Raw genomic sequence first — 19391 nt, 5'->3', positions numbered from 1 at the left:
GCGCGGCCTCACTCTCCACTTTCATCCAAAGTTGGGCCGCCCGTATCGGTCACAAGGCCCACATTGGAAAATCCACCCGCATTCAACGCGCCCATGATCTGCATCACTTGCGCGTATGGGATCGCGCCGTCCGCCCTCAGGAACACGCGATCGCTGCTGCGCTCCGACGCGATGGCGCGCAACTTGGCAACCAGCTCTTCGCGTTGAACATCCGTGGTTTGGATTTGCACTCGCCCGTCAGCCGTCAGCGTGACGGTCAAAGGTTCTTCATTATCGCCGGGCAAAGCGCTGGCCGCTGTTTTCGGCAGATCGACCGGCACACCGACAGTCAGCAAAGGCGCCGCCACCATGAAGATAATCAGCAGCACCAGCATGACGTCCACAAATGGTGTGACGTTGATCTCAGCCATGGGCTGCGCACGACCGCGACGCCGTCCGCGCCTGCGCCCGTTTCCGTTTGACGATTGCTGAACCGCAGCGCCCATATTAGCTGTCCAACTGCCGTGACAGGATCGTTGCGAACTCGTCAGCAAAGGCCTCATAGCCGCCAACGATGCGGTCACTATCCGCACTTAGCTTGTTGTAGAATATCACCGCCGGGATCGCGGCAAGCAGGCCCAGACCCGTGGCGAGCAAGGCCTCGGCGATACCGGGGGCGACTACAGCCAGATTAGTGTTCTGCTGCTCGGCGATCTCGATAAAGGCATTCATGATGCCCCAGACAGTGCCGAACAGGCCAATGAACGGGGCTGTTGAGCCAACAGTCGCCAAAATGGGCAGGCCCTTTTGTAGCGTTTCGGCCTCTTTTGCGATGGCAACATCCATCGACCGATCAATTCGTGCCGTCGCTCCGGCGATTAACCCACCATCCGTGCGATGAGAACGGCGCCATTCAATCATGCCCGACGCGAAAATCTTTTCCGAACTGCCATTCGGCTGTGTCCCGATCTGTTCGAAAAGCTCATCCAGAGGGTTACCGGACCAAAAGCTCTCATCGAATACCTGCGCCTCACGGCGTGCGGCCCGATAATTGATAAGTTTCTGAATAATAATCGCCCAGGACCAGATGGATGCCCCGACCAGCATCAGCATCACCAGTTTGACGATAAAGGTCGCGCGGGCATATAGCCCCCACATGGAGAAATCGATCTCCTGCGCCAGCGCCAGCGTTTCAGCTTCCATGAACCTGCTCTTTGTTTTGCCTGATGGCCGTTCGTTTGGCCTTGTTTTGCCAAACGCTAAACCAGATGGTCCTGAAATGCCAACAGAACCACCCCAGCGCCGCAATTTGTTACAGTAATGCGCGAATCTCTGCCGGAAGCCGTACAGGTTTGCCCTGTGCATTCATGCAGACTGCCGTGACCGTAGCGCGGAAAATCTCGGTGTCGCCCCGTTTGATCAACTGCCCCATCGTAAGGCGGACACCCGAACGGGAAAGAAAGCGAGTTTCGATAGTCAGCTCATCCTCAAACTTCGCGGTTGCCAGATAATCTGCCTCAATCCGGCGGATAACCCACACGACACCTTCTTCTCGCATCGCATTTTGATCGTTACCCAGCTTGCGCACGTAATCAGAGCGGGCACGTTCGATGTATTTCAGATAGTTCGCGTGATAGACCACTCCGCCCATATCGGTGTCTTCGTAGTAAACCCGGATCGGATACAGGTGCGTTTGTTGTTCGGCCGTTTGATCAGACATTGTGACGAATCCGGTCCTTCAATCTTTGCTAAAACTCTTAGGGCAAGGCGTAAGCCGTTCCCTAAACAGATGCATGCGCGTTGCCCATTCTGCAATCCCTGCACGACTATAAAACGCGGATCACACGGAACCCGGTATCGATATTCGAACATTAGCCGACTAGTCTGCATAAATAATGACAAGAATAGTCAAGGTGATCGAATGGCCAGACCCCACAAAGAACAGGGCAGAGTTCCTCTGCCCGTGTTACAGGGCATACTGCCAATCAACAGATCCACTATACCAACGGAAATACTGGCCGGGCTGACATTCGCGTGCCTCGCGATACCCGAGGTCATGGGCTACACCAAGATCGCAGGCACGCCGGTGGTTACGGGGCTGTATACAATCCTCATTCCAATGGCCCTGTTCGCTCTATTCGGGTCATCAAGGCACCTTGTCGTCGGGGCGGATTCAGCTACGGCTGCAATAACGGCGTCAGCACTGGCCGGTATGGCGGTATCGGGTTCATCTGAATACCTGGCACTGGCCTCATTGCTGGCATTGATGGCCGCAGTGTTACTAATTGGTGCGCGCTTGATCCGCCTTGGGTTTCTGGCCGACTTTTTATCCAGAACGGTACTTGTGGGGTTCCTGACCGGGGTGGGCATCCAGGTTGCCACCGGAGAGATCCCTGGGATGCTCGGAATTGAGGCTGCTGGCCACGGCACGATTGCCAAGCTGGAGGGCATTGCGCTTCATTTCGATCAGGCCAACTGGGCCACGTTCGCCGTGTCCATTGCTGTTCTGGTTGTTGTCATTGGTTTTAAATACCTCTCACCCAAAATTCCCGGTCCGCTTATAGCCATTCTCGGGGTCATCTTCTGCAGCTGGGCATTTCATTTTCAGGCTTCGAATATCGCTGTGCTTGGCCCGGTGACGGGCGGCCTTCCGGCCTTATCCATTCCTAATGTCGACTGGAGCTGGTCGCTAATCAAACAATTACTGCCTACCGCCTTGTCGATCCTTGTCGTCATTCTTGCTCAGAGCGCGGCGACGTCGCGCGCCTATGCCGCTCGGTACGAAGAGACGTTCAATGAAAACACCGATTTGGTTGGGCTGGGATTGGCCAACTTGGGCGCGGCATTCACGGGCACCTTTGTGGTCAATGGCAGCCCAACCAAAACCGAGATGGTGGCCAGTGCTGGTGGTCGCAGCCAGATTGCGCAGCTAACCACTGTTGCAATTGTGCTTGTGGTCATCCTCTTTCTAACCGGTCCATTGGCCTTCCTTCCAAACGCTGCCCTGTCGGCAGTTGTGTTCCTGATCGGAATGAATCTGATCGACGTGAAAGGTCTGACCGCCATATACCGTCAGGCCCGATCAGAGTTTTGGATCGCGCTTGCCACAGCAGCCGTAGTGGTGGTCGTCGGAGTCGAACAGGGGATCATTTTTGCGATGGTTTTGTCCCTGATCGACCACACACGGCGAGGGTATCGTCCGAAAAACGCTGTTATCGTGAAAAACTCTGACGGCGGGTGGCACTCTAAAGGCATCGCCGCTCCAAACCAGTTCGAACCTGGGCTGGTTATATATCGCTTCTCCCACAGCTTGTACTACGCAAACACCCAACGGCTTTCTGCCGAAATCGCGGCCATCGTCAAAGACACAGATGCGCAAATAGACTGGTTTTGTATCGAAGCGTCGGCTGTTGACGACATAGATTTCACTGCCGGATTTACGCTGCGCAACGTGCACGAAACCTTGAAGGCGAAGAAGATCAAGCTGGTCTTCCTGCTTGTAGAACCGGACGTCCGGGCCGAGCTGGATCGCTACGGCCTTAGTGCGCTTGTTGGGAAAGATGCGTTTTTTGACGCAGGTAGTGATCTGATCGCGGCATTTGAGAACCGCGATCAAAACAGTAGCTAATCTTACTGCAAAGCCTGCAGCCGCGCGAACAAGCGCAATGCGTGAGAGGCATCTTGCGCAGCCCCCGGTAGAACAGGGTCATAGGCCGCGCGGATCAACCCGGCAATATCAGGTCGCAGGATTGTCGAGCCTCCCGCAACGGCCAATGGTGATTGCGCACGAAACGCCGTGTCGGACCACAAAAGAATGGTTTGTGCCACCTGACTAAGCGCCAGAGTTTCTGCAGGTACCTTTGACAGCTCTTTGTCCATTCGAAGGAAAACAAACGCCGCCCGAATGGCCCCATCCTCTTCAAACCGAAAAATGCGGTATTGGTTCGCGTCCGCCTCGAGCAAACGGTCCACCAACGGAGCAAGATCCGGGATCAAGCGATCCAGATCTGGCACCTCTAACAGTTCTTGCCAATCACGGAAGAAGAACACCATGCAGTTCGCACCCAGCTCTGGGTCCGTTTCAGCCATCTTGTGGCCAGCCAATGCAACCACAGCCTCAAATGCGCCCTTAACGGTCGCAAGGGTTTCATCCTCGACACCGAAGATGATCGGCACAATAGGCCGCCCCCAACGAGCAAAAAGAAACTCACCGCTTTCGCGCGTGAACAGCGCTTCGATCTCATCCGGTGTCACGGTCAGCCCTTCATTTTTCGACAACACTCAGGTTGAACGCCTAAAATCTATGACGCGCGGCTTCAACCAAACAGATCGCTCTGCCCCTTTGGTGCAGCCATCCCCAGGTGCGTCCATGCCTTTTGCGCCAGCATCCGCCCTCGGGGAGTTCTTTGGATCAGGCCTTGTTGCAACAAATATGGCTCGATCACCTCTTCAAGCGAATCCCGGCTTTCTGAAAGCGCGGCCGATAGAGTCTCAATCCCAACCGGCCCGCCAGCGTAATTCTCGGCAATAAGCTTCAGGTACCGTCTGTCCGCACCGTCTAGGCCCAGGTTATCCACCCCCAGCCTTGTCAGTGCACCGTCCGCCAACCCACGCGTGATCCGCCCGTCTCCTTCGACGATGGCAAAATCCACCACCCGCCGCAGCAAACGCCCGGCGATCCGGGGTGTACCGCGTGAACGACGCGCAATCTCGCGCGCGCCCTCATCATCGGCGGGCGCCCCCATTTTACGCGCATTCCGGGTTACAATCTCGTGCAACTCATCAACCGTGTAGAACTGCAGCCGCGTTGGAATACCAAACCGATCGCGCAGCGGAGTGGTCAACAAACCCATACGCGTTGTAGCCCCCACCAGTGTAAACGGCTGCAATTCAATCCGAACCGTACGCGCGGCGGGGCCTTCGCCGATCACAAGGTCCAGTTCGAAGTCTTCCATCGCCGGGTAAAGCACCTCTTCAACCGCTGGGTTGAGGCGGTGAATTTCATCAATGAACAAGACATCCCGAGATTCCAGGTTGGTCAGGATCGCCGCCAAATCGCCGGCTTTGGCAAGCACAGGACCAGAGGTCATGCGGAAATTCACACCCAATTCGCGGGCCATAATCTGCGCCAATGTGGTTTTACCCAGACCCGGAGGGCCGTGAAACAGCGTGTGATCCATAGCCTCGCCCCGCTGCCGGGCGGATTGAATGAACACACGCAGGTTGGCACGCGCCTCGGCCTGCCCAATGAATTCGTCCAGCCCCTGCGGGCGCAGCGCGCGGTCATTATCCTCGGGCATAGGCTCCGGGCGCAGGGTGGGATCGGCGTCTACCATTCAATCACCCTTTCGGTGCAAGTAGTTTCAATGCGGCGCGAATAAGCTCAGCCTCACCCGCATCGGGATCTCCAGCTGCTGCTTCGGCCACCGCAGACGCGGCTTCGGATGGGCCATACCCCAGATTGGAAAGTGCCGACAATGCACCAGCTGACGCCGCCGCCGAACCAGAAGCAGCTTTCGTCGTGCGCTTGGGTGCAGGTTTTGGTTCTGACAGTTCAACGACCTCTAACTCGGGGCCGTCCATCGCTTCGGTTATGGTACCTCCCATCGCCATGACACCCGGAGCTTTGTCCTTGAGGTCCAGCACGATCCGCTGCGCCGTTTTTGGGCCAACCCCCTTGGCAGCTTTTACCGCGCCCCAGTCGCCCAATGCGATCGCGCGGCTAACCCCGTCCGGCCCCAGAGCTGACAAGATAGCCAGTGAAACCTTGGCGCCGACCCCCTGAACCGAACACAACAGGCGATGCCATTCCTTCTCGACCAAAGAAAGAAAGCCATAAAGCTGCATAAGATCTTCGCGCACAACCATGTCGGTGTAGATCGAGACAGCCTCGCCTACCCCCGGTAGTGCCGCCATCGTCCGGTCCGAGCAGTACACGATGTACCCAACCCCGCGAACGTCGATCAACACGTGGTCCGTTGCGCGATAGTCCAGCCGTCCTGTCAGTTTTCCGATCATGCCCGAACCTCTTTCATTCGCGCCTGAGGCGCTGTGCCGTAATAGGAGTGGCAGATCGCAATTGCCAGTGCATCCGCCGCATCAGCCCCTTTGGGCTGGCAGCCGGGCAATTGCAGTTTGACCATGTGAAGAACCTGCTCTTTCTCAGCATGCCCAACACCGACGACAGTTTTCTTGACGCGGTTGGGCGCATACTCCCCAACTGGCAACCCCGCTTGCGCCAGCGTAAGAAGGGCAACACCCCGCGCCTGGCCTAGTTTCAGGGTGCCCGCACCATCTTTGTTTACGAAAGTTTGCTCAATTGCTGCCTGATCGGGCTGATGTTCGGCAATGACCTCGACGATCTGATTGTGCAAAGACAACAATCGTTCGCCTAAATCATCGCCGTCAGACTTGCAGAGGCCGTTCGCAACGTGGCTCAGGCGGCTGCCATATGATTCGATGACGCCCCATCCCAGGGTTCTAAGCCCCGGATCAATGCCTAAAATCCGCATGTTGTGCCTCGGCCTGCTCGGGTTTTTGTGATCTTTCTTCCGAATTAGCACGAAGCGTGAACATTTTCCAAGAGAATTGACCCAAGGCCTAAAAACGACAGACCTGTTCTGCCGCCGACAGACCGGCCAGTTTGCGACAGCAGATGGCCTGATTTCGACATGTTTATGGGCCCTTAATAACCTATAAATTAAGGATTTTTAAGGTTCCCAGAGCAATGCAAAAAACGCATAGGACACATGCAATTTCTGCACTTGCAGAGTCAAATCTACGGCACTAGATGCCGCTCAGATCGCAGGATTTGAACCTTAACTCAAACCAGAAGGAAACAGGATATGGCTGTACTGGATACCACCCGCGCCACCACTGGCTCATTCGGCCTCGTCGGCCGTATCGGCGCAACTTTCGCATCGGTCGTGAACACCGTTGTTGAATGGAACGACGCCCGCGTAACACGCAACGTGCTGAACGGTCTGACAGATCGCGAATTGAGCGATATCGGAATGTGTCGCGGTGATATTGACCTCGTGGCAGAAGGTCGTCGGTAAGACTTATTACACCACCACTCAAGAGCCCCTACTTCTCCCCTTGGGGCAAACGAGAACGCCGCACATCGAAGGATGGGCGGCGTTTTTCGTTAAAACTGATGAGTTTTAAGAAATGAAGCGACCGAGCTGTGTCGCTAGAAACTCCGAGACCGGGTCAATCTGCATCACCCAAGCACCCGCCTGTTCAACGGCGGTCCCTTGCGCAAGGCTATCGACACGGAACTGATAGGCCGAAGAGCCAAGGCTTGTCAGTAAAAAGGTTTTGAATACGAACAAGCCGCACAGGCACATCAACAGAACCTTTGCAGGCACCGCGGATTTGACGCGCTGTGGTTTCATGACCACGAGGCCGTCTTTGCGCATTGTCGCGCGATAGCCACGGCTCATCTTTGCGTGTTTTTTTGTCAGGCGATTAACGCGCTGATCGAATTCTAACTGTTTTCCTGTCATGGCAGCCTCCAGTAAACCGCCCCCCGTATCAGGGTTAAGACGGTAAAATCAGAATGCGACAAAAAAGAGGCGAAAATCCACGAATCTCCTGCAAATGGCCTGATTTTAGCCCTGTTTGCTTAAGATTAACGTCGTCCACTCGCCAATCTCGTCTTTTTTCGCCAGATTGAACCCGTTTTGTAAATAAACCGACACTACGTCATCGGCCTGCTCGTTAAGGATTCCGGACAGAATCGCAAAACCGCCATTTCTCAGATTCGCGCTGATTTCCGGCGACAAAGCGACCAGTGGGCCCTTGAGAATATTAGCAAAAATCAGATCGTAGGGTGCGTGTTGGTGAAGATCCGGATGATCGAAACCAGCCGCTTCGACGCAGTGCACCTGACCGGACATGCCGTTTGCCTTTAGATTGGCCTCGGCTACGTCCACTGCGACCTGATCAATGTCGCTGGCGATAATGTCGCCGTCCCAAACACGCGCCGCAGCCATGGCAAGAACGGCCGTACCACAACCGATATCTGCCACTTTGGTAGCTGAAAATTCTTGTTCCAGAAGATGATCCAACGCTTTGAGGCAACCCAAGGTCGTACCATGATGGCCGGTCCCAAAGGCCATTGCGGCTTCGATCAGCAGCGGAATGCGGCCTTCGGGCAGTTTGTCAGCGTCGTGGCTGCCGTAGACAAAGAACCGACCAGCTTCGACCGGTGCCAATTCCCGACGTACATGGGCGACCCAATCCGTTTCGGGCAGCTCGGAGACAACGAATGGCTTGGCTTCGAACGCGACCGCCAGAACCGTCAAAGCAGTTTCGTCCGGCTCTTCGGTGAAATAGCCACCCACTTCCCACAGGCCCGAACCATCCTCGACCTCGAAAACGCCAACGCCGGTGGGTTCCGGATCCAGACGCTCCATCGCTTCGCCCAGACTTTCAGCGGCTTTCTTGCCGTTCAAAGTAGTAAGCGCGGTGAATGTGGGCATGGTGGCCTCCTGTCTCAGTTGAAACAGCGCCTAGGGCCACAGGTCGGCAAGGTCAAGCTTTGACACCTATTCCGCAGGTGCCGGGGCGTATTTTGACAGAATGGTCTCGTTTCCAGGCTCAGGGTGGCGTGGGATCAACAGAGACAGAGCCAAAGATATCATAGCCATCGCCGCCGCAAGTGCGAATACAGCGCCGGGCGAAACCACCCATAGCAAACCCAACAGCGCCGGCAGAAAGACGGCCGCGATATGGTTGATCGTAAAGGCCACGGCGGCGGTCGGCGCGATGTCCGCCGGATCGGCGATTTTTTGGAAATAGGTTTTCAGTGCCAGAGCCAAAGCAAACAGCACATGGTCGATCACATACAAGGTTGCCGCCAGAACAACGCCCCAGCCGAACCAATAGATGCCGCCATAAGCTGCAAAAACGATCGCTAGGCCCGCATATTCGAAGATTAACGTGCGACGCTCTCCAAACTTGGACACTGCTTTGCCCAGCATGGGAGCTGCCGCCATGTTTATCACCAAGTTGATCAGATAGAGGCTGGTGAGTTCGTGCACCTCAAACCCAAACTTCTCAACCATCATGAACCCTGCAAAGACCACGAATATTTGGCGACGGGCGCCAGCCATGAATTGCAGCGCATAGTACAACCAGTATCGTTTGCGCAGGATCAGCTTTTTGGTCTGTGGAGTCGGCGCATCGAATTGCGGGTATGCAAAAAGGCAGAACAGAGCCAGCAACGCCGTAACCCCCCCGGCGGCCATGAAAACGAAGTTGTAAGACAGATCGAACCGGTCCCATGTCAACACGATCAGACCATAGACCACCGCTGTTGCCGCCGATCCCATCGCCACAAGCCAACCCAGAACCTGGGGCGCTCGGTCTTTGGGCAACCATTGCAACTGAAGCGACTGGTTTACCGTTTCGTAATAGTGAAACCCGATTGAGCTGAACAAGGTTACAAACAGCAAACCGCCAAGGCTGGGGAACCACGCAGTCACCGCCGTCGCAACGCCCAGCATCATAAGTGAGATCATGGCCAGAACCTGCTCGCGCACGAAAATGATTACTGCGATCACGCCAACAGCAAGAAATCCGGGAATTTCACGGACCGTATGCAGCAGCCCGATATCAGCCCCGTCAAAGTTTGCCACCTCGATAACGAAGTTGTTCAGCAGAGCGCTCCATGCGTTAAAGGCGATGGGCATGGTCAGCGCCATCACAAACAAGAGCGTTACAGGTCGGCGCCAGAACGGAAGGCTCTGAGCCTCAGAAAGCGGCATAGGTTTCAGCATGGGACTCCCTCTACGCCCATTTTCTCGATTTGGCGAGAGGTGAGAAGCTCGCGCACAGCAGCTCTGCGCCCGTGCAGAGGTTAATAGAAGTTCTGAGGATCAATATCGACAGTCAGACGAATGTCACCTTTCAGGCGCAAGGGCGCGATCCAGCGGGCAATGGCGTCCTGAATAGGCGCACCTTTTGGGGCTTTGACAAGAAGCCGCACGCGATGTCGTCCACGTATCCTCGCAATCGGCGCAGGCGCGGGGCCAAAGACCTGAGCGCCTATCTCGCGCAGCGGTGCATCGTTGCGGGCCATTGCGTTGCCGATGTCAAACACCGGGCCGACCTCTGCGCCCGACAGAACGATCCCCGCCATGCGCCCGTATGGTGGCACACCTGCCGCTTGCCGGCCGGCGGCCTCGGCCTTCCAGAATCCTTCCTCATCGCCTGAGAGAATGGCTCGGATCACCGGGTGTTCCGGTTGAAAGGTTTGCAACAGCGCTTGGCCCGGTTTGTCAGCGCGCCCCGCCCGCCCTGCAACCTGTCGCATCAGTTGAAACGTGCGCTCCGCGGCGCGCAAATCCGCACCATGCAAACTGAGGTCAGCGTCAATCACGCCAACCAGAGTGAGTTTTGGGAAATTATGCCCTTTGGCGACAAGCTGCGTGCCAATGACAATATCGGCATCTCCTTCGGCGATCTCTTCAATCTTGGCCTTCAGGGCACGCGCCGATCCGAACAGATCAGAACTGAGCATCGCAATATTGGCCTCGGGAAAGGTCGCCTCAGCTTCTTCTGCCAGCCGCTCAATCCCTGGTCCGACAGGGGCCAGCTTGCCTTCGACTCCGCAAGAGGGGCACGCCTCGGGCATGGGCTTGGTCTCACCGCATTGGTGGCACATCAGCCGCTTGAGGAACCGGTGCTCAACCATCCGGGCATCACAGTGGTCGCAGGCGATCTGTTGTCCGCACGCCCGGCACAAAGTGACTGGCGCATAACCACGGCGGTTGATGAACAAAAGAGACTGCTCTCCCTTCTCGATCCGCTGCCTTACAGACTGCCGAAGCGAAGGAGAAATCCACGTTCCCGGTTGCATTTGTTCGGCCCGCATGTCGATCGGCTTCATCTCGGGAAGAACGGCCGCTCCAAATCTGGAGGTCAGATCAAGCCGCTCGTATTTCCCTGCCTCAGCGTTGGCCCAGCTTTCCAATGAGGGCGTCGCACTGGCCAGAATCACCCGCGCACCACATATGGCCGAGCGCAAGACCGCCATGTCGCGAGCACTGTAATGCACACCGTCTTCTTGTTTGTATGAGGTGTCGTGCTCTTCATCGACCACTACCAAACCAAGATCTCGGAACGGCAGGAACAAAGCGGACCGGGCACCCACGACAAGTTGCGCGTCGCCCTGCCCCACCATTCGCCAAACGCGACGGCGTTCGGTCATTGTCGCGCCAGAGTGCCATTCGGCCGGACGTGCGCCGAACCGCGCCTCAACCCTTGTCAGGAATTCAGCGGTCAGCGCAATTTCGGGCAAAAGAACCAGCGCCTGCCGCCCCATACGCAGAGCCTCTGCTACTGCTTCCAGATAAACCTCGGTCTTACCCGATCCGGTCACGCCCTTTAGCAGCGTGGTGCCATAGTCGCCGGTTCGTTGCCCTGCCTGCAGTTTTGCAACGGCAGCCGCCTGATCCTCGGTCAGTTCTTTTCCCGGCAGGTCCGGGTTTAAATGCGGATAGGGCAGATCGCGAGGGCTATCCTCTTCCCGCACAGCGCCCTGTTTGACCAGCCCTTTAACGACGGAGGAGGTCACCCCCGCCTGCTCAGCCAGTTCTTTTAGCGTAAAGGCCAGCCCGCCGTAGTCTCGCAAAACCTCCATCACTCGGGTCCGCGCATCGGTCATCCGATCCGGCTCACCACTTCCTAGCCTATAGATCTTGCGCATTGATGGCGGATCACCAAGCCCCGGCGCGCGCGTTGCCAACCGCAACATCGCAGGCATCGGCGTCAGCGTGTAATCCGCGACACGACCAAGAAACACCCGCATTTCCTCGCGCATCGGCGCGACCTCGAGCACACGGATCACCGATCGAGCCTTACTGATGTCAAAGCCGCCCTGCCCCGGCCCCCAAACCACGCCCAAAACCTTGCGCGGCCCCAAAGGCACCTCGACAAACGCACCCAAAAAGCACCCTCCCTCGGGCGCCTTATAGTCCAGCGTCCGGTCTAGCGGCTGCGTGGTTAACACCGCCACAAGCTCACCTTGGTCGAAATACTCCTGCTTGCTCAATGCATATCCTTGGGCCGGGGGGTTTCAGCATGGGTCTCTTTGAGGTAAAGGCATCCGCGACCAAGGCCAACCCATCAAAGGACTGCCCTCATGAAATTCTTCGTAGACACCGCCGAGATCGACGCCATCGCCGAACTGAACGATCTGGGCATGGTGGACGGCGTAACCACCAACCCCTCGCTGATCCTTAAATCGGGTCGCGACATTCTGGAAGTGACCAAAGAGATCTGTGATCTGGTTGACGGCCCTGTATCCGCCGAAGTTGTCGCAACCGAAGCCGACGACATGATCGCCGAAGGCCGCAAGCTGGCAAAGATTGCGCCCAACATTGCTGTCAAAGTACCGCTGACGTGGGCCGGCCTGAAAACCTGTAAAGCACTCAGCGACGAAGGTCAGATGGTCAACGTGACCCTGTGCTTCTCGGCCAATCAGGCGCTTTTGGCCGCCAAAGCGGGCGCAACTTTCATCTCACCCTTCATTGGTCGCCTAGACGATATCAACCTCGACGGAATGGACTTGATCGCTGACATCCGTCAGATCTACGACAACTACGGGTTCGAGACCGAAATTCTGGCCGCGTCGATCCGCACGGTGAACCACGTGACCGACAGCGCACGTATCGGTGCCGATGTGATCACCGCCCCGCCCGCCGTGATCAAGAAACTGGCCGATCACCCGCTGACCGACAAGGGCCTTGAAACCTTCCTAGCCGATTGGGCCAAGACCGGTCAGAAAATCCTCTGATCATTTGCGCGACCGCGCGGCACCCGCAGGTGCCGCGCCCGGCCCAACTGCAAAACCTGATCTTTGATCAGGACGTTGCAGGCGGGAGCTATTGCGACACATCCCAATACTAATCCACTTTTGCCTGCATTTTTCCCAAGGCAAATGCCGCATCCCGTGTTATAAGCCGCTCAACAAAAAAAGACCGGACGGGACATGAGCAGCAACACCAAACTCAAGGATAATCTCCGCGCCGCGATTCTGGCCGAACCAGATGCGGTATTGGACGACAAAGATTTGATGCAGGCACTGGTGGCCGCAAACGAACAGGCGCGTGGCGACAATGTCATCGACCTTCGTGGAATTGCAATGCAGCGACTTGAGGCGCGGTTAGACCGTCTTGAGGATACACACCGCTCGGTCATTGCCGCCGCCTATGAAAACCTCGCGGGCACAAACCAGATTCATCGGGCTATTCTGCGCCTGCTGGAGCCTATGGAATTCGAGGACTTCCTGCGCATACTGGGCGGTGAAGTGGCCGAAATCCTGCGTGTGGATCACATAACTCTGGTTCTGGAAACCACCGTCACACAAGAAGACCCGGCTATAGAAAAGCTGGGCGGCGTGCTCACTGTTGTTGAGCCCGGAACAATCGACGTTTACCTCAGCCTGGATCGTGGAGGCCCAGCGCGAGAGGTTGTTCTTCGCCCGATTCAGCATCCAGTGCCCGGTGCGTTTGGCGCGGTTGCCGGCGAACTTCGCTCTGAGGCCTGTCTGCGGCTGAGTCTGGGTGAAGGCCGGTTGCCAGGAATGATCGTGATGGCGTCCGAAGATGCAAACCACTTTACCCCTCAACTTGGCACCGATCTGCTGACTTTTTTTGCTGGCGTGTTCGAACGCTCGATGCGCCACTGGCTGTCGTGAGCCTGATCTCCCCAGCCTGTCGCGATGCTTTGCAGCATTGGCTGGACGGTCTGGGGGCACTAGCGGGTCGGTCCGAGAGCACTAAAACCGCCTATCGCGGTGACGTCACAGATTTTCTGTCGTTCATGACGCTGCACCATAGCGAACGCCAAGGGCTGGCCGCCTTGGCAAGGATCACCGTGTCAGACATGCGGGCGTGGATGGCAGATCAGCGGACGTCGGGGGTGGGCGCTCGATCTCTGGCGCGCAAACTTTCCGCGGTAAAAAGCTTCTACCGGTGGCTTTCAGAACGCGAAGGCTTTGAGCCTACCGCTGTGCTGTCGACCCGCGCGCCTAAATTCACCAAGAAATTGCCACGACCACTCGCCGAAGACGCAGCCCGCGCGATGATCGAAACGGTCGAGTTACAATCGGCAAATGACTGGGTCTCGGCCCGTGACGTAGCCGTGGTAACCTTGCTCTACGGTTGTGGGCTCCGCATCTCTGAGGCGCTGTCCCTGACCGGCGCCGACGCTCCGCTGCCAGAAACACTGCGCATCATCGGAAAAGGCGACAAAGAGCGTATCGTTCCTGTTCTACCTGCCGCGCGCTCGGCCGTGGACCACTATCTGAGGCTTTGCCCACACCCACTTTCACGCGACAAACCCCTGTTCCGGGGCGTTCGTGGCGGCGCACTCAATCCGCGTGCAATACAGGGCGTCATGGCCAAAGCCAGAATGCAGCTTGGGCTGCCTGCTACTGCAACTCCGCATGCGATGCGGCACAGCTTTGCAACTCACCTGCTTTCTGCCGGGGGCGATCTTCGCGCAATCCAGAAATTACTGGGGCACGCCTCACTTTCAACCACTCAGACCTACACCGCCGTAGACACGGCCCGGTTGATGGAAGTCTATAACCGCGCGCATCCCAAAGCGTGATGTCAGCGCATCTTGACGTCAGTCATTCAACTTAGCCCAGCTTTTGGTTTGCATCTGCCGAACGCATCGTTCATGACACCTGCATGACCCTCAGATTCAAAGCACTTTTCGTCCATCTGTTCACCGCAACCGGAGCCGTTTTCGCCATGCTGGCTATGCTGGCCGCGGTCGAAGAAAAATGGAGCCTGATGTATCTGTGGCTCGTGGTGTCCTTCATCGTGGATGGTATCGATGGCCCCTTGGCCCGGCACTATCACGTGAAAAAGAACGCACCCGAGTTTGACGGCGTGCTCTTGGATCTGATCATCGACTACCTGACCTACGTGTTCATCCCGGCCTTTGCATTGTTCAAATCCGGTTTGATGGACGGCTGGACCGGTTGGTTCGCCATCATCGTCATAACCTTTGCCAGCGCGATGTATTTCGCTGATACACGCATGAAAACCAAGGACAACTCCTTTTCCGGCTTCCCCGGGTGCTGGAACATGTTCGTTATTGTGATCTTTGCGCTGGAACCCAACTTTTGGATTATCCTGCTGCTGGTAACACTTCTGTCCCTTGCAATGTTCCTGCCACTCAAATTCGTCCACCCCGTCCGAACCGAGCGCTGGCGCAACCTGACCTTGCCTATTGCTTTGGCTTGGACCTTCTTTGCAGGTTGGGCGGCATGGGTCGACTTTCACCCCGAAAGCTGGGCGCATTGGGGTCTCGTGATTACAAGCTTGTACTTGGTGTCAGCAGGTATTGCGCAGCAGATTGTTCCGCAGCGCAAAGCCCAAGCTTAAAGGACTTCCTGAACCTCGAATTCTGCGCCGTTATGGGTGAACACATCACCCTCTTGCAGGCCAACCATCGCCAGAAAAATCGGGCTTTGGGTTGATATTCCCATATAGGTGCTGCCATCGACCTCGAACCGTGTGGTCGACACACAAACCACAAAGCGACGGTTATTGAATTTGACAACCGCGCCAGGTTGAACCGTGTCGGTAACGCTGAAATCTGTATTTTCAATCACGTCAATCTTGGCGTGATGAGCGTGCACAGGAGCGTCGAATGCAGCAGCCAAATCTGCGTTTTCGCGCGATGCGGCAATGTCGTCTTTGTCATGCCCCTCACGATCATCCAACTGAGAATCCTTAAGAAAAGCGTCGTAATGCGCCTGTGCAGTCGCCAGTTCCTGTTCTTCCAGAGACATAAGGCGATCAATGATGGCTTTCTTGCGGGCGGCCAGATCTGTTTGGGCGGTCATGCAATGCGGTCCTTTGAATTCTCTATCTGATACAAGTTGGGCCTCAACCAGCGGAATTGCAACAGAATTCAGCTTTTCAAATCAGCAAGCCAGCCGCACGTTCGTGACGCAGCAACGCGACTTTTGCCTCGATTCCACCATCCCCAGAGAACCCGCCCAGTCCGTTTGCAGCCAACACCCTGTGGCAAGGTATAATAACCGGTATTGGGTTGGCACCACATGCCTGCCCTACGGGCTGAGGTGGCTGCCCCAGCTCTTTGGCGATATCGCCATAGGTGCGAGTTTCCCCTAGTGGAATCGCGAACATCAGATCGCAGACTTGCCTTTGAAATTCTGATCCAGCGACGACGTAAGGCAGATCAAAACGTTCTAGTTGCGCTTGGTCGTAAGCCCTCATCTGCGCGGCAGCTTCTTGCAACAAAGGCGTGTCAGGCTTGTCATCCTGACCACCCCAAACAAGACGCGTAATGGCGCCATTGGTCTCTTCAATTCCAAGGCGGCCAAACTGAGTTTCAACGGAGATCATCGGCATGAATACAACGTTTCAGATCACTGACGCTGGCGCAAGCCGGGAAAGAAAAACCCCCGGCGGTTGGCCGAGGGTTTGATCGATTAGCTCAGCGCCTCATCGCAGCGTCCACAGACACCTGCGTGGGCGTGGCGCCCCACGTCAGGGAGGATTTTCCAGCAGCGCTGGCACTTCTCACCGTCAGCTTTTTCGAACACGACTGCGACGCCTTCAATCTCTGGCACACGGAAGGCTTCGGCCGGGGCCGGATCGGCCGTGACAGTCAGGCCCGAAGTGATGCACAGGTCATCTACGTCGAATGTCGCCAGCAGATCACGGGTCTCCTGATCCTCGATATGCACGATCGGAGCAGCCTCAAGGCTGGATCCGATCACCTTGTCCTGACGCTGAACTTCCAGCGCCGCGGTTACGGCGCGACGAACGCGGCGGACTTTGGCTACAGCCTCTTCCAGCTCGGCATGACGCCAATCAGCCGGCGTATCCGGGAAATCCACCAGATGAACAGAGCTATCGTCGCCCGGGAAACGTTCCAGCCAGACCTCTTCCATGGTGAAGACCAGAACCGGAGCCAGCCAGGTGGTCAGGCGGTGGAAAAGAATGTCCAGCACGGTACGCGCAGCGCGGCGGCGCAGACTGTCGCCGTCGCAATACAACGCGTCCTTACGGACGTCGAAGTAGAAGGACGACAGATCAACGGTAGCAAAGGTAAACACAGCGCTGAACACGCCCTGGAAGTCGAACGAAGCGTAACCCTTGCGGACCTGTTCATCCAGATCGGCCAAACGGCTGAGCACCCAGCGTTCCAGACGCGGCATCTCCTCGGGCGCGACACGGTCGGCCTCGGTGAAGTCCGCCAGCGATCCCAGCATGAACCGCATGGTGTTGCGCAGGCGGCGATAGCTGTCGGCGGTGCCCTTCAGGATTTCAGGTCCGATCCGCTGGTCAGCGGTATAGTCGGTCTGAGCTACCCAAAGACGCAGGATATCGGCACCGTATTGCTTGACGACCTCTTCTGGCACGATGGTATTGCCCAGCGATTTGGACATCTTGTTGCCCTTGGCATCCAGCGTGAAGCCATGGGTCACCACGTTGCGATACGGCGCACGGCCCTTGGTGCCACATGCCTGCAGCATGGACGAATGGAACCACCCGCGGTGCTGGTCGGTGCCTTCCATGTAGACATCGGCGATGCCGTCCTCGGTGCCGTCCTCACGGTCGCGCAACACAAAGGCATGGGTCGAACCTGAGTCGAACCAAACGTCCAGCACGTCGAAGACCTGATCGTAGTCAGCGGGGTTAGCGATGCCGTCCAACACCTGCTCTTTGAAGCCGTCAGTATACCAGATATCAGCGCCGTCTTTTTCGAACGCTGCCTTGATGCGGGCATTTAGTTCTTCGTTGCGCAGCAGGTAATCCGCGTCGGTGGGCAGCGCACCTTTCTTGGTGAAGCAGGTCAGCGGCACACCCCAGGCGCGCTGACGCGACAGAACCCAGTCCGGGCGCGCCTCGATCATCGAATACAGACGGTTGCGACCGGTCTGCGGCGTCCATTTCACCAACTCGTCAATCGAGCGCAGAGCACGTTCGCGGATGGTGTCGCCCATTTCCCCCATGCCATCGTCCAGCTTGCGATCGACCGAGGCAAACCACTGCGGCGTGTTGCGGTAGATGATCGGAGCCTTGGAGCGCCACGAATGAGGATAGCTATGCTTGATCTTGCCACGCGCCAGCAGGCCGCCGACCTCGACCAGCTTGTCGATGACAGCTTTGTTCGCGTCACCCTCTCCACCCTTGCGGGACAGGATGAACTTGCCGCCAAAAAACGGCAGATCAGCGCGGAAGCTACCGTCGTCCATCACGTTATAGGTGATGACCTGCTCGAGCATACCCAGATCGCGATAGAGTTCGAATTCTTCCATACCGTGCGAGGGCGCGCAGTGGACGAAACCGGTACCCTCGGTATCGGTCACAAACTCAGCGGCGCGGAAATCGCGGATGTCGTCCCATTCGCCATTACCATCCTCGGCCCCGGCCAGCGGGTGGGTCAGTTGGACGCCTGCCAACTCATCGGTGGTCACGTCACGAACGCGGGTCCACTGGTCGTCGTTCAGACGCGCGCGGCCCAGCACATCGGCGGCCAGATTGTCGGCCAGCAGGAATTTGTCGCCCACCGCGGCCCAGCACTCCTCGGGCGCGCCGGTAACTTCGTAGAGGCCGTAGGAGATGTCCTTGCCGTAAACCACAGCCTTGTTCGACGGCATGGTCCACGGGGTCGTTGTCCAGATCACAACAAACGCGTCATCCAGATCGCCCGCATTCACGACCCTGAACTTCACCCAGATGGTGAAGCTTTCCTTGTCGTGATACTCGACTTCGGCCTCGGCCAAAGCGGTCTTTTCGATGGGCGACCACATCACAGGCTTCGAGCCCTGATAGAGCGTACCGTTCATCAGGAACTTCATGAACTCATCGGCGATCACAGCCTCGGCGTGATAGTCCATTGTGATATAGGGATCGACCCAATTGCCAGTGATGCCCAGGCGCTTGAACTCTTCGCGTTGGATGTCGATCCAGCCCTCGGCGAACTTGCGGCACTCCTGACGGAAGTCTACGACGTTAACCTCGTCCTTGTTCTTGCCTTTCTTGCGGTACTGCTCCTCGATCTTCCACTCGATGGGCAGGCCGTGGCAGTCCCAGCCGGGCACATAGCGCGCGTCAAAACCCATCATCTGATGGGAGCGCACAATCATGTCCTTGATGGTCTTGTTCAGCGCGTGACCGATATGCAGGTGGCCGTTGGCATAGGGCGGGCCGTCGTGCAGGGTAAAGGGCGCGCGGCCCTCTTTTTCACGCAGGCGGTCATAGACGCCGATGGTTTCCCAACGTTCCAGCCATACGGGTTCGCGCTTGGGCAGGCCAGCGCGCATGGGGAATTCGGTCTTGGGCAGGTTCAGCGTGTCTTTGTAATCAGGTGTCTGGATCGTGTCGGCGCACATTGGGGGCGTCCTT

At 56.9% G+C, this 19391-nt stretch carries 20 protein-coding genes; 6 read left to right on the top strand and 14 right to left on the bottom strand.

Features of this window, described 5'->3' with window-relative positions:
- Positions 1–8: 8 nt before the first annotated feature.
- From tolR to ybgC, 3 genes are all read right to left on the bottom strand, one after another.
- Positions 9–485, bottom strand: a complete 477-nt coding sequence (gene tolR, locus ACR0EO_RS13405) for a protein TolR (RefSeq protein WP_480690692.1) — start codon at positions 483–485, stop codon at positions 9–11.
- A gap of 1 nt (position 486) precedes the next feature.
- Complete coding sequence (tolQ, locus tag ACR0EO_RS13400) at positions 487–1182, bottom strand: protein TolQ (RefSeq protein WP_480690690.1); 696 nt, start codon at positions 1180–1182, stop codon at positions 487–489.
- A 109-nt stretch (positions 1183–1291) separates the two neighbouring features.
- A complete protein-coding gene (gene ybgC / locus ACR0EO_RS13395) occupies positions 1292–1699 on the bottom strand; it encodes a tol-pal system-associated acyl-CoA thioesterase (protein WP_480690688.1) in 408 nt (135 codons plus the stop codon).
- 201 nt (positions 1700–1900) lie between these two features.
- Between ybgC and ACR0EO_RS13390 the strand changes: the two genes are divergently transcribed.
- The gene (locus ACR0EO_RS13390; RefSeq protein WP_480690686.1) at positions 1901–3607 is read left to right on the top strand and encodes a SulP family inorganic anion transporter; all 1707 of its coding nucleotides are present in this window, start codon (positions 1901–1903) and stop codon (positions 3605–3607) included.
- A gap of 2 nt (positions 3608–3609) precedes the next feature.
- Here ACR0EO_RS13390 and ACR0EO_RS13385 read toward each other — a convergent pair whose 3' ends face one another.
- The 4 genes from ACR0EO_RS13385 to ruvC all read right to left on the bottom strand — a co-directional run bounded on the left by ACR0EO_RS13385 (position 3610) and on the right by ruvC (position 6491).
- Entirely contained in the window at positions 3610–4233 is a 624-nt protein-coding gene (locus ACR0EO_RS13385; protein ID WP_480691023.1) for a hypothetical protein, read from the bottom strand.
- Between the two features lie 62 nt (positions 4234–4295).
- A complete protein-coding gene (ruvB, locus tag ACR0EO_RS13380) occupies positions 4296–5315 on the bottom strand; it encodes a Holliday junction branch migration DNA helicase RuvB (protein WP_480690684.1) in 1020 nt (339 codons plus the stop codon).
- Positions 5316–5319: 4 nt separating this feature from the next.
- Positions 5320–5997: a Holliday junction branch migration protein RuvA gene (ruvA, locus tag ACR0EO_RS13375; protein ID WP_480690682.1), complete on the bottom strand. Its 678-nt coding sequence runs from the start codon at positions 5995–5997 to the stop codon at positions 5320–5322.
- Positions 5994–6491 (bottom strand): crossover junction endodeoxyribonuclease RuvC, encoded by a 498-nt coding sequence (ruvC, locus tag ACR0EO_RS13370; protein WP_480690680.1) that lies wholly within the window; start codon positions 6489–6491, stop codon positions 5994–5996. The genes ruvA and ruvC overlap by 4 nt, the downstream gene beginning before the upstream one ends.
- 333 nt (positions 6492–6824) lie before the next feature.
- On the opposite strand from ruvC, the gene ACR0EO_RS13365 reads away from it, so the two are divergent.
- On the top strand, positions 6825–7037 hold the full coding sequence (locus ACR0EO_RS13365) for a DUF1127 domain-containing protein (RefSeq protein ID WP_480690678.1): 213 nt from the start codon (positions 6825–6827) through the stop codon (positions 7035–7037).
- 105 nt (positions 7038–7142) lie between these two features.
- Here the strand turns inward: ACR0EO_RS13365 and ACR0EO_RS13360 are convergent, their stop codons facing one another.
- The 4 genes from ACR0EO_RS13360 to ACR0EO_RS13345 all read right to left on the bottom strand — a co-directional run bounded on the left by ACR0EO_RS13360 (position 7143) and on the right by ACR0EO_RS13345 (position 12040).
- Complete coding sequence (locus tag ACR0EO_RS13360; RefSeq protein WP_480690676.1) at positions 7143–7487, bottom strand: hypothetical protein; 345 nt, start codon at positions 7485–7487, stop codon at positions 7143–7145.
- A 105-nt stretch (positions 7488–7592) separates the two neighbouring features.
- The gene (locus tag ACR0EO_RS13355; protein ID WP_480690674.1) at positions 7593–8465 is read right to left on the bottom strand and encodes a 50S ribosomal protein L11 methyltransferase; all 873 of its coding nucleotides are present in this window, start codon (positions 8463–8465) and stop codon (positions 7593–7595) included.
- 66 nt (positions 8466–8531) lie between these two features.
- Positions 8532–9764: an MFS transporter gene (locus ACR0EO_RS13350; RefSeq protein WP_480690672.1), complete on the bottom strand. Its 1233-nt coding sequence runs from the start codon at positions 9762–9764 to the stop codon at positions 8532–8534.
- Between the two features lie 80 nt (positions 9765–9844).
- Positions 9845–12040 carry a primosomal protein N' gene (locus ACR0EO_RS13345; RefSeq protein ID WP_480690670.1) on the bottom strand — a complete coding sequence of 732 codons (2196 nt, stop codon included), beginning with the start codon at positions 12038–12040 and terminating at the stop codon, positions 9845–9847.
- Between the two features lie 90 nt (positions 12041–12130).
- On the opposite strand from ACR0EO_RS13345, the gene fsa reads away from it, so the two are divergent.
- The 4 genes from fsa to ACR0EO_RS13325 all read left to right on the top strand — a co-directional run bounded on the left by fsa (position 12131) and on the right by ACR0EO_RS13325 (position 15389).
- On the top strand, positions 12131–12784 hold the full coding sequence (gene fsa, locus ACR0EO_RS13340) for a fructose-6-phosphate aldolase (protein ID WP_480690668.1): 654 nt from the start codon (positions 12131–12133) through the stop codon (positions 12782–12784).
- A gap of 195 nt (positions 12785–12979) precedes the next feature.
- The gene (locus tag ACR0EO_RS13335; RefSeq protein ID WP_480690666.1) at positions 12980–13687 is read left to right on the top strand and encodes a DUF484 family protein; all 708 of its coding nucleotides are present in this window, start codon (positions 12980–12982) and stop codon (positions 13685–13687) included.
- On the top strand, positions 13684–14604 hold the full coding sequence (locus tag ACR0EO_RS13330) for a tyrosine recombinase XerC (protein WP_480690664.1): 921 nt from the start codon (positions 13684–13686) through the stop codon (positions 14602–14604). Before ACR0EO_RS13335 ends, ACR0EO_RS13330 begins: the two co-directional genes overlap by 4 nt.
- Before the next feature lie 83 nt (positions 14605–14687).
- Entirely contained in the window at positions 14688–15389 is a 702-nt protein-coding gene (locus ACR0EO_RS13325; RefSeq protein WP_480690662.1) for a CDP-alcohol phosphatidyltransferase family protein, read from the top strand.
- On the opposite strand, the gene ACR0EO_RS13320 is transcribed toward ACR0EO_RS13325, so the two are convergent.
- The 3 genes from ACR0EO_RS13320 to ileS form a co-directional block, all read right to left on the bottom strand.
- Positions 15386–15853: a hypothetical protein gene (locus ACR0EO_RS13320; protein WP_480690660.1), complete on the bottom strand. Its 468-nt coding sequence runs from the start codon at positions 15851–15853 to the stop codon at positions 15386–15388. The two genes, ACR0EO_RS13325 and ACR0EO_RS13320, sit on opposite strands and share 4 nt — an antisense overlap.
- 76 nt (positions 15854–15929) lie before the next feature.
- Positions 15930–16385, bottom strand: a complete 456-nt coding sequence (locus tag ACR0EO_RS13315) for a methylated-DNA--[protein]-cysteine S-methyltransferase (RefSeq protein WP_480690658.1) — start codon at positions 16383–16385, stop codon at positions 15930–15932.
- A gap of 80 nt (positions 16386–16465) precedes the next feature.
- Entirely contained in the window at positions 16466–19378 is a 2913-nt protein-coding gene (ileS, locus tag ACR0EO_RS13310; protein ID WP_480690656.1) for an isoleucine--tRNA ligase, read from the bottom strand.
- Positions 19379–19391: the final 13 nt, after the last annotated feature.

This window comes from Ruegeria sp. BE9, from assembly GCF_056538765.1.
Note: the sequence above shows the minus strand (reverse complement) of the source record. Positions and strands in the feature narration are given on the sequence as shown.

Bases quoted from the DNA above. Each gene is read 5' to 3' on its own strand.
- ACR0EO_RS13315 (WP_480690658.1), bottom strand. From the start codon at position 16,385: ATGCCGATGATCTCCGTTGAAACTCAGTTTGGCCGCCTTGGAATTGAA.
- ruvA (WP_480690682.1), bottom strand. From the start codon at position 5,997: ATGATCGGAAAACTGACAGGACGGCTGGACTATCGCGCAACGGACCAC.
- ybgC (WP_480690688.1), bottom strand. From the start codon at position 1,699: ATGTCTGATCAAACGGCCGAACAACAAACGCACCTGTATCCGATCCGG.
- ACR0EO_RS13350 (WP_480690672.1), bottom strand. From the start codon at position 9,764: ATGCTGAAACCTATGCCGCTTTCTGAGGCTCAGAGCCTTCCGTTCTGG.
- ileS (WP_480690656.1), bottom strand. From the start codon at position 19,378: ATGTGCGCCGACACGATCCAGACACCTGATTACAAAGACACGCTGAAC.
- ACR0EO_RS13355 (WP_480690674.1), bottom strand. From the start codon at position 8,465: ATGCCCACATTCACCGCGCTTACTACTTTGAACGGCAAGAAAGCCGCT.
- ACR0EO_RS13360 (WP_480690676.1), bottom strand. From the start codon at position 7,487: ATGACAGGAAAACAGTTAGAATTCGATCAGCGCGTTAATCGCCTGACA.
- ruvC (WP_480690680.1), bottom strand. From the start codon at position 6,491: ATGCGGATTTTAGGCATTGATCCGGGGCTTAGAACCCTGGGATGGGGC.
- ACR0EO_RS13320 (WP_480690660.1), bottom strand. From the start codon at position 15,853: ATGACCGCCCAAACAGATCTGGCCGCCCGCAAGAAAGCCATCATTGAT.
- ACR0EO_RS13365 (WP_480690678.1), top strand. From the start codon at position 6,825: ATGGCTGTACTGGATACCACCCGCGCCACCACTGGCTCATTCGGCCTC.
- tolQ (WP_480690690.1), bottom strand. From the start codon at position 1,182: ATGGAAGCTGAAACGCTGGCGCTGGCGCAGGAGATCGATTTCTCCATG.
- ACR0EO_RS13335 (WP_480690666.1), top strand. From the start codon at position 12,980: ATGAGCAGCAACACCAAACTCAAGGATAATCTCCGCGCCGCGATTCTG.
- fsa (WP_480690668.1), top strand. From the start codon at position 12,131: ATGAAATTCTTCGTAGACACCGCCGAGATCGACGCCATCGCCGAACTG.
- ACR0EO_RS13390 (WP_480690686.1), top strand. From the start codon at position 1,901: ATGGCCAGACCCCACAAAGAACAGGGCAGAGTTCCTCTGCCCGTGTTA.
- tolR (WP_480690692.1), bottom strand. From the start codon at position 485: ATGGGCGCTGCGGTTCAGCAATCGTCAAACGGAAACGGGCGCAGGCGC.
- ruvB (WP_480690684.1), bottom strand. From the start codon at position 5,315: ATGGTAGACGCCGATCCCACCCTGCGCCCGGAGCCTATGCCCGAGGAT.
- ACR0EO_RS13325 (WP_480690662.1), top strand. From the start codon at position 14,688: ATGACCCTCAGATTCAAAGCACTTTTCGTCCATCTGTTCACCGCAACC.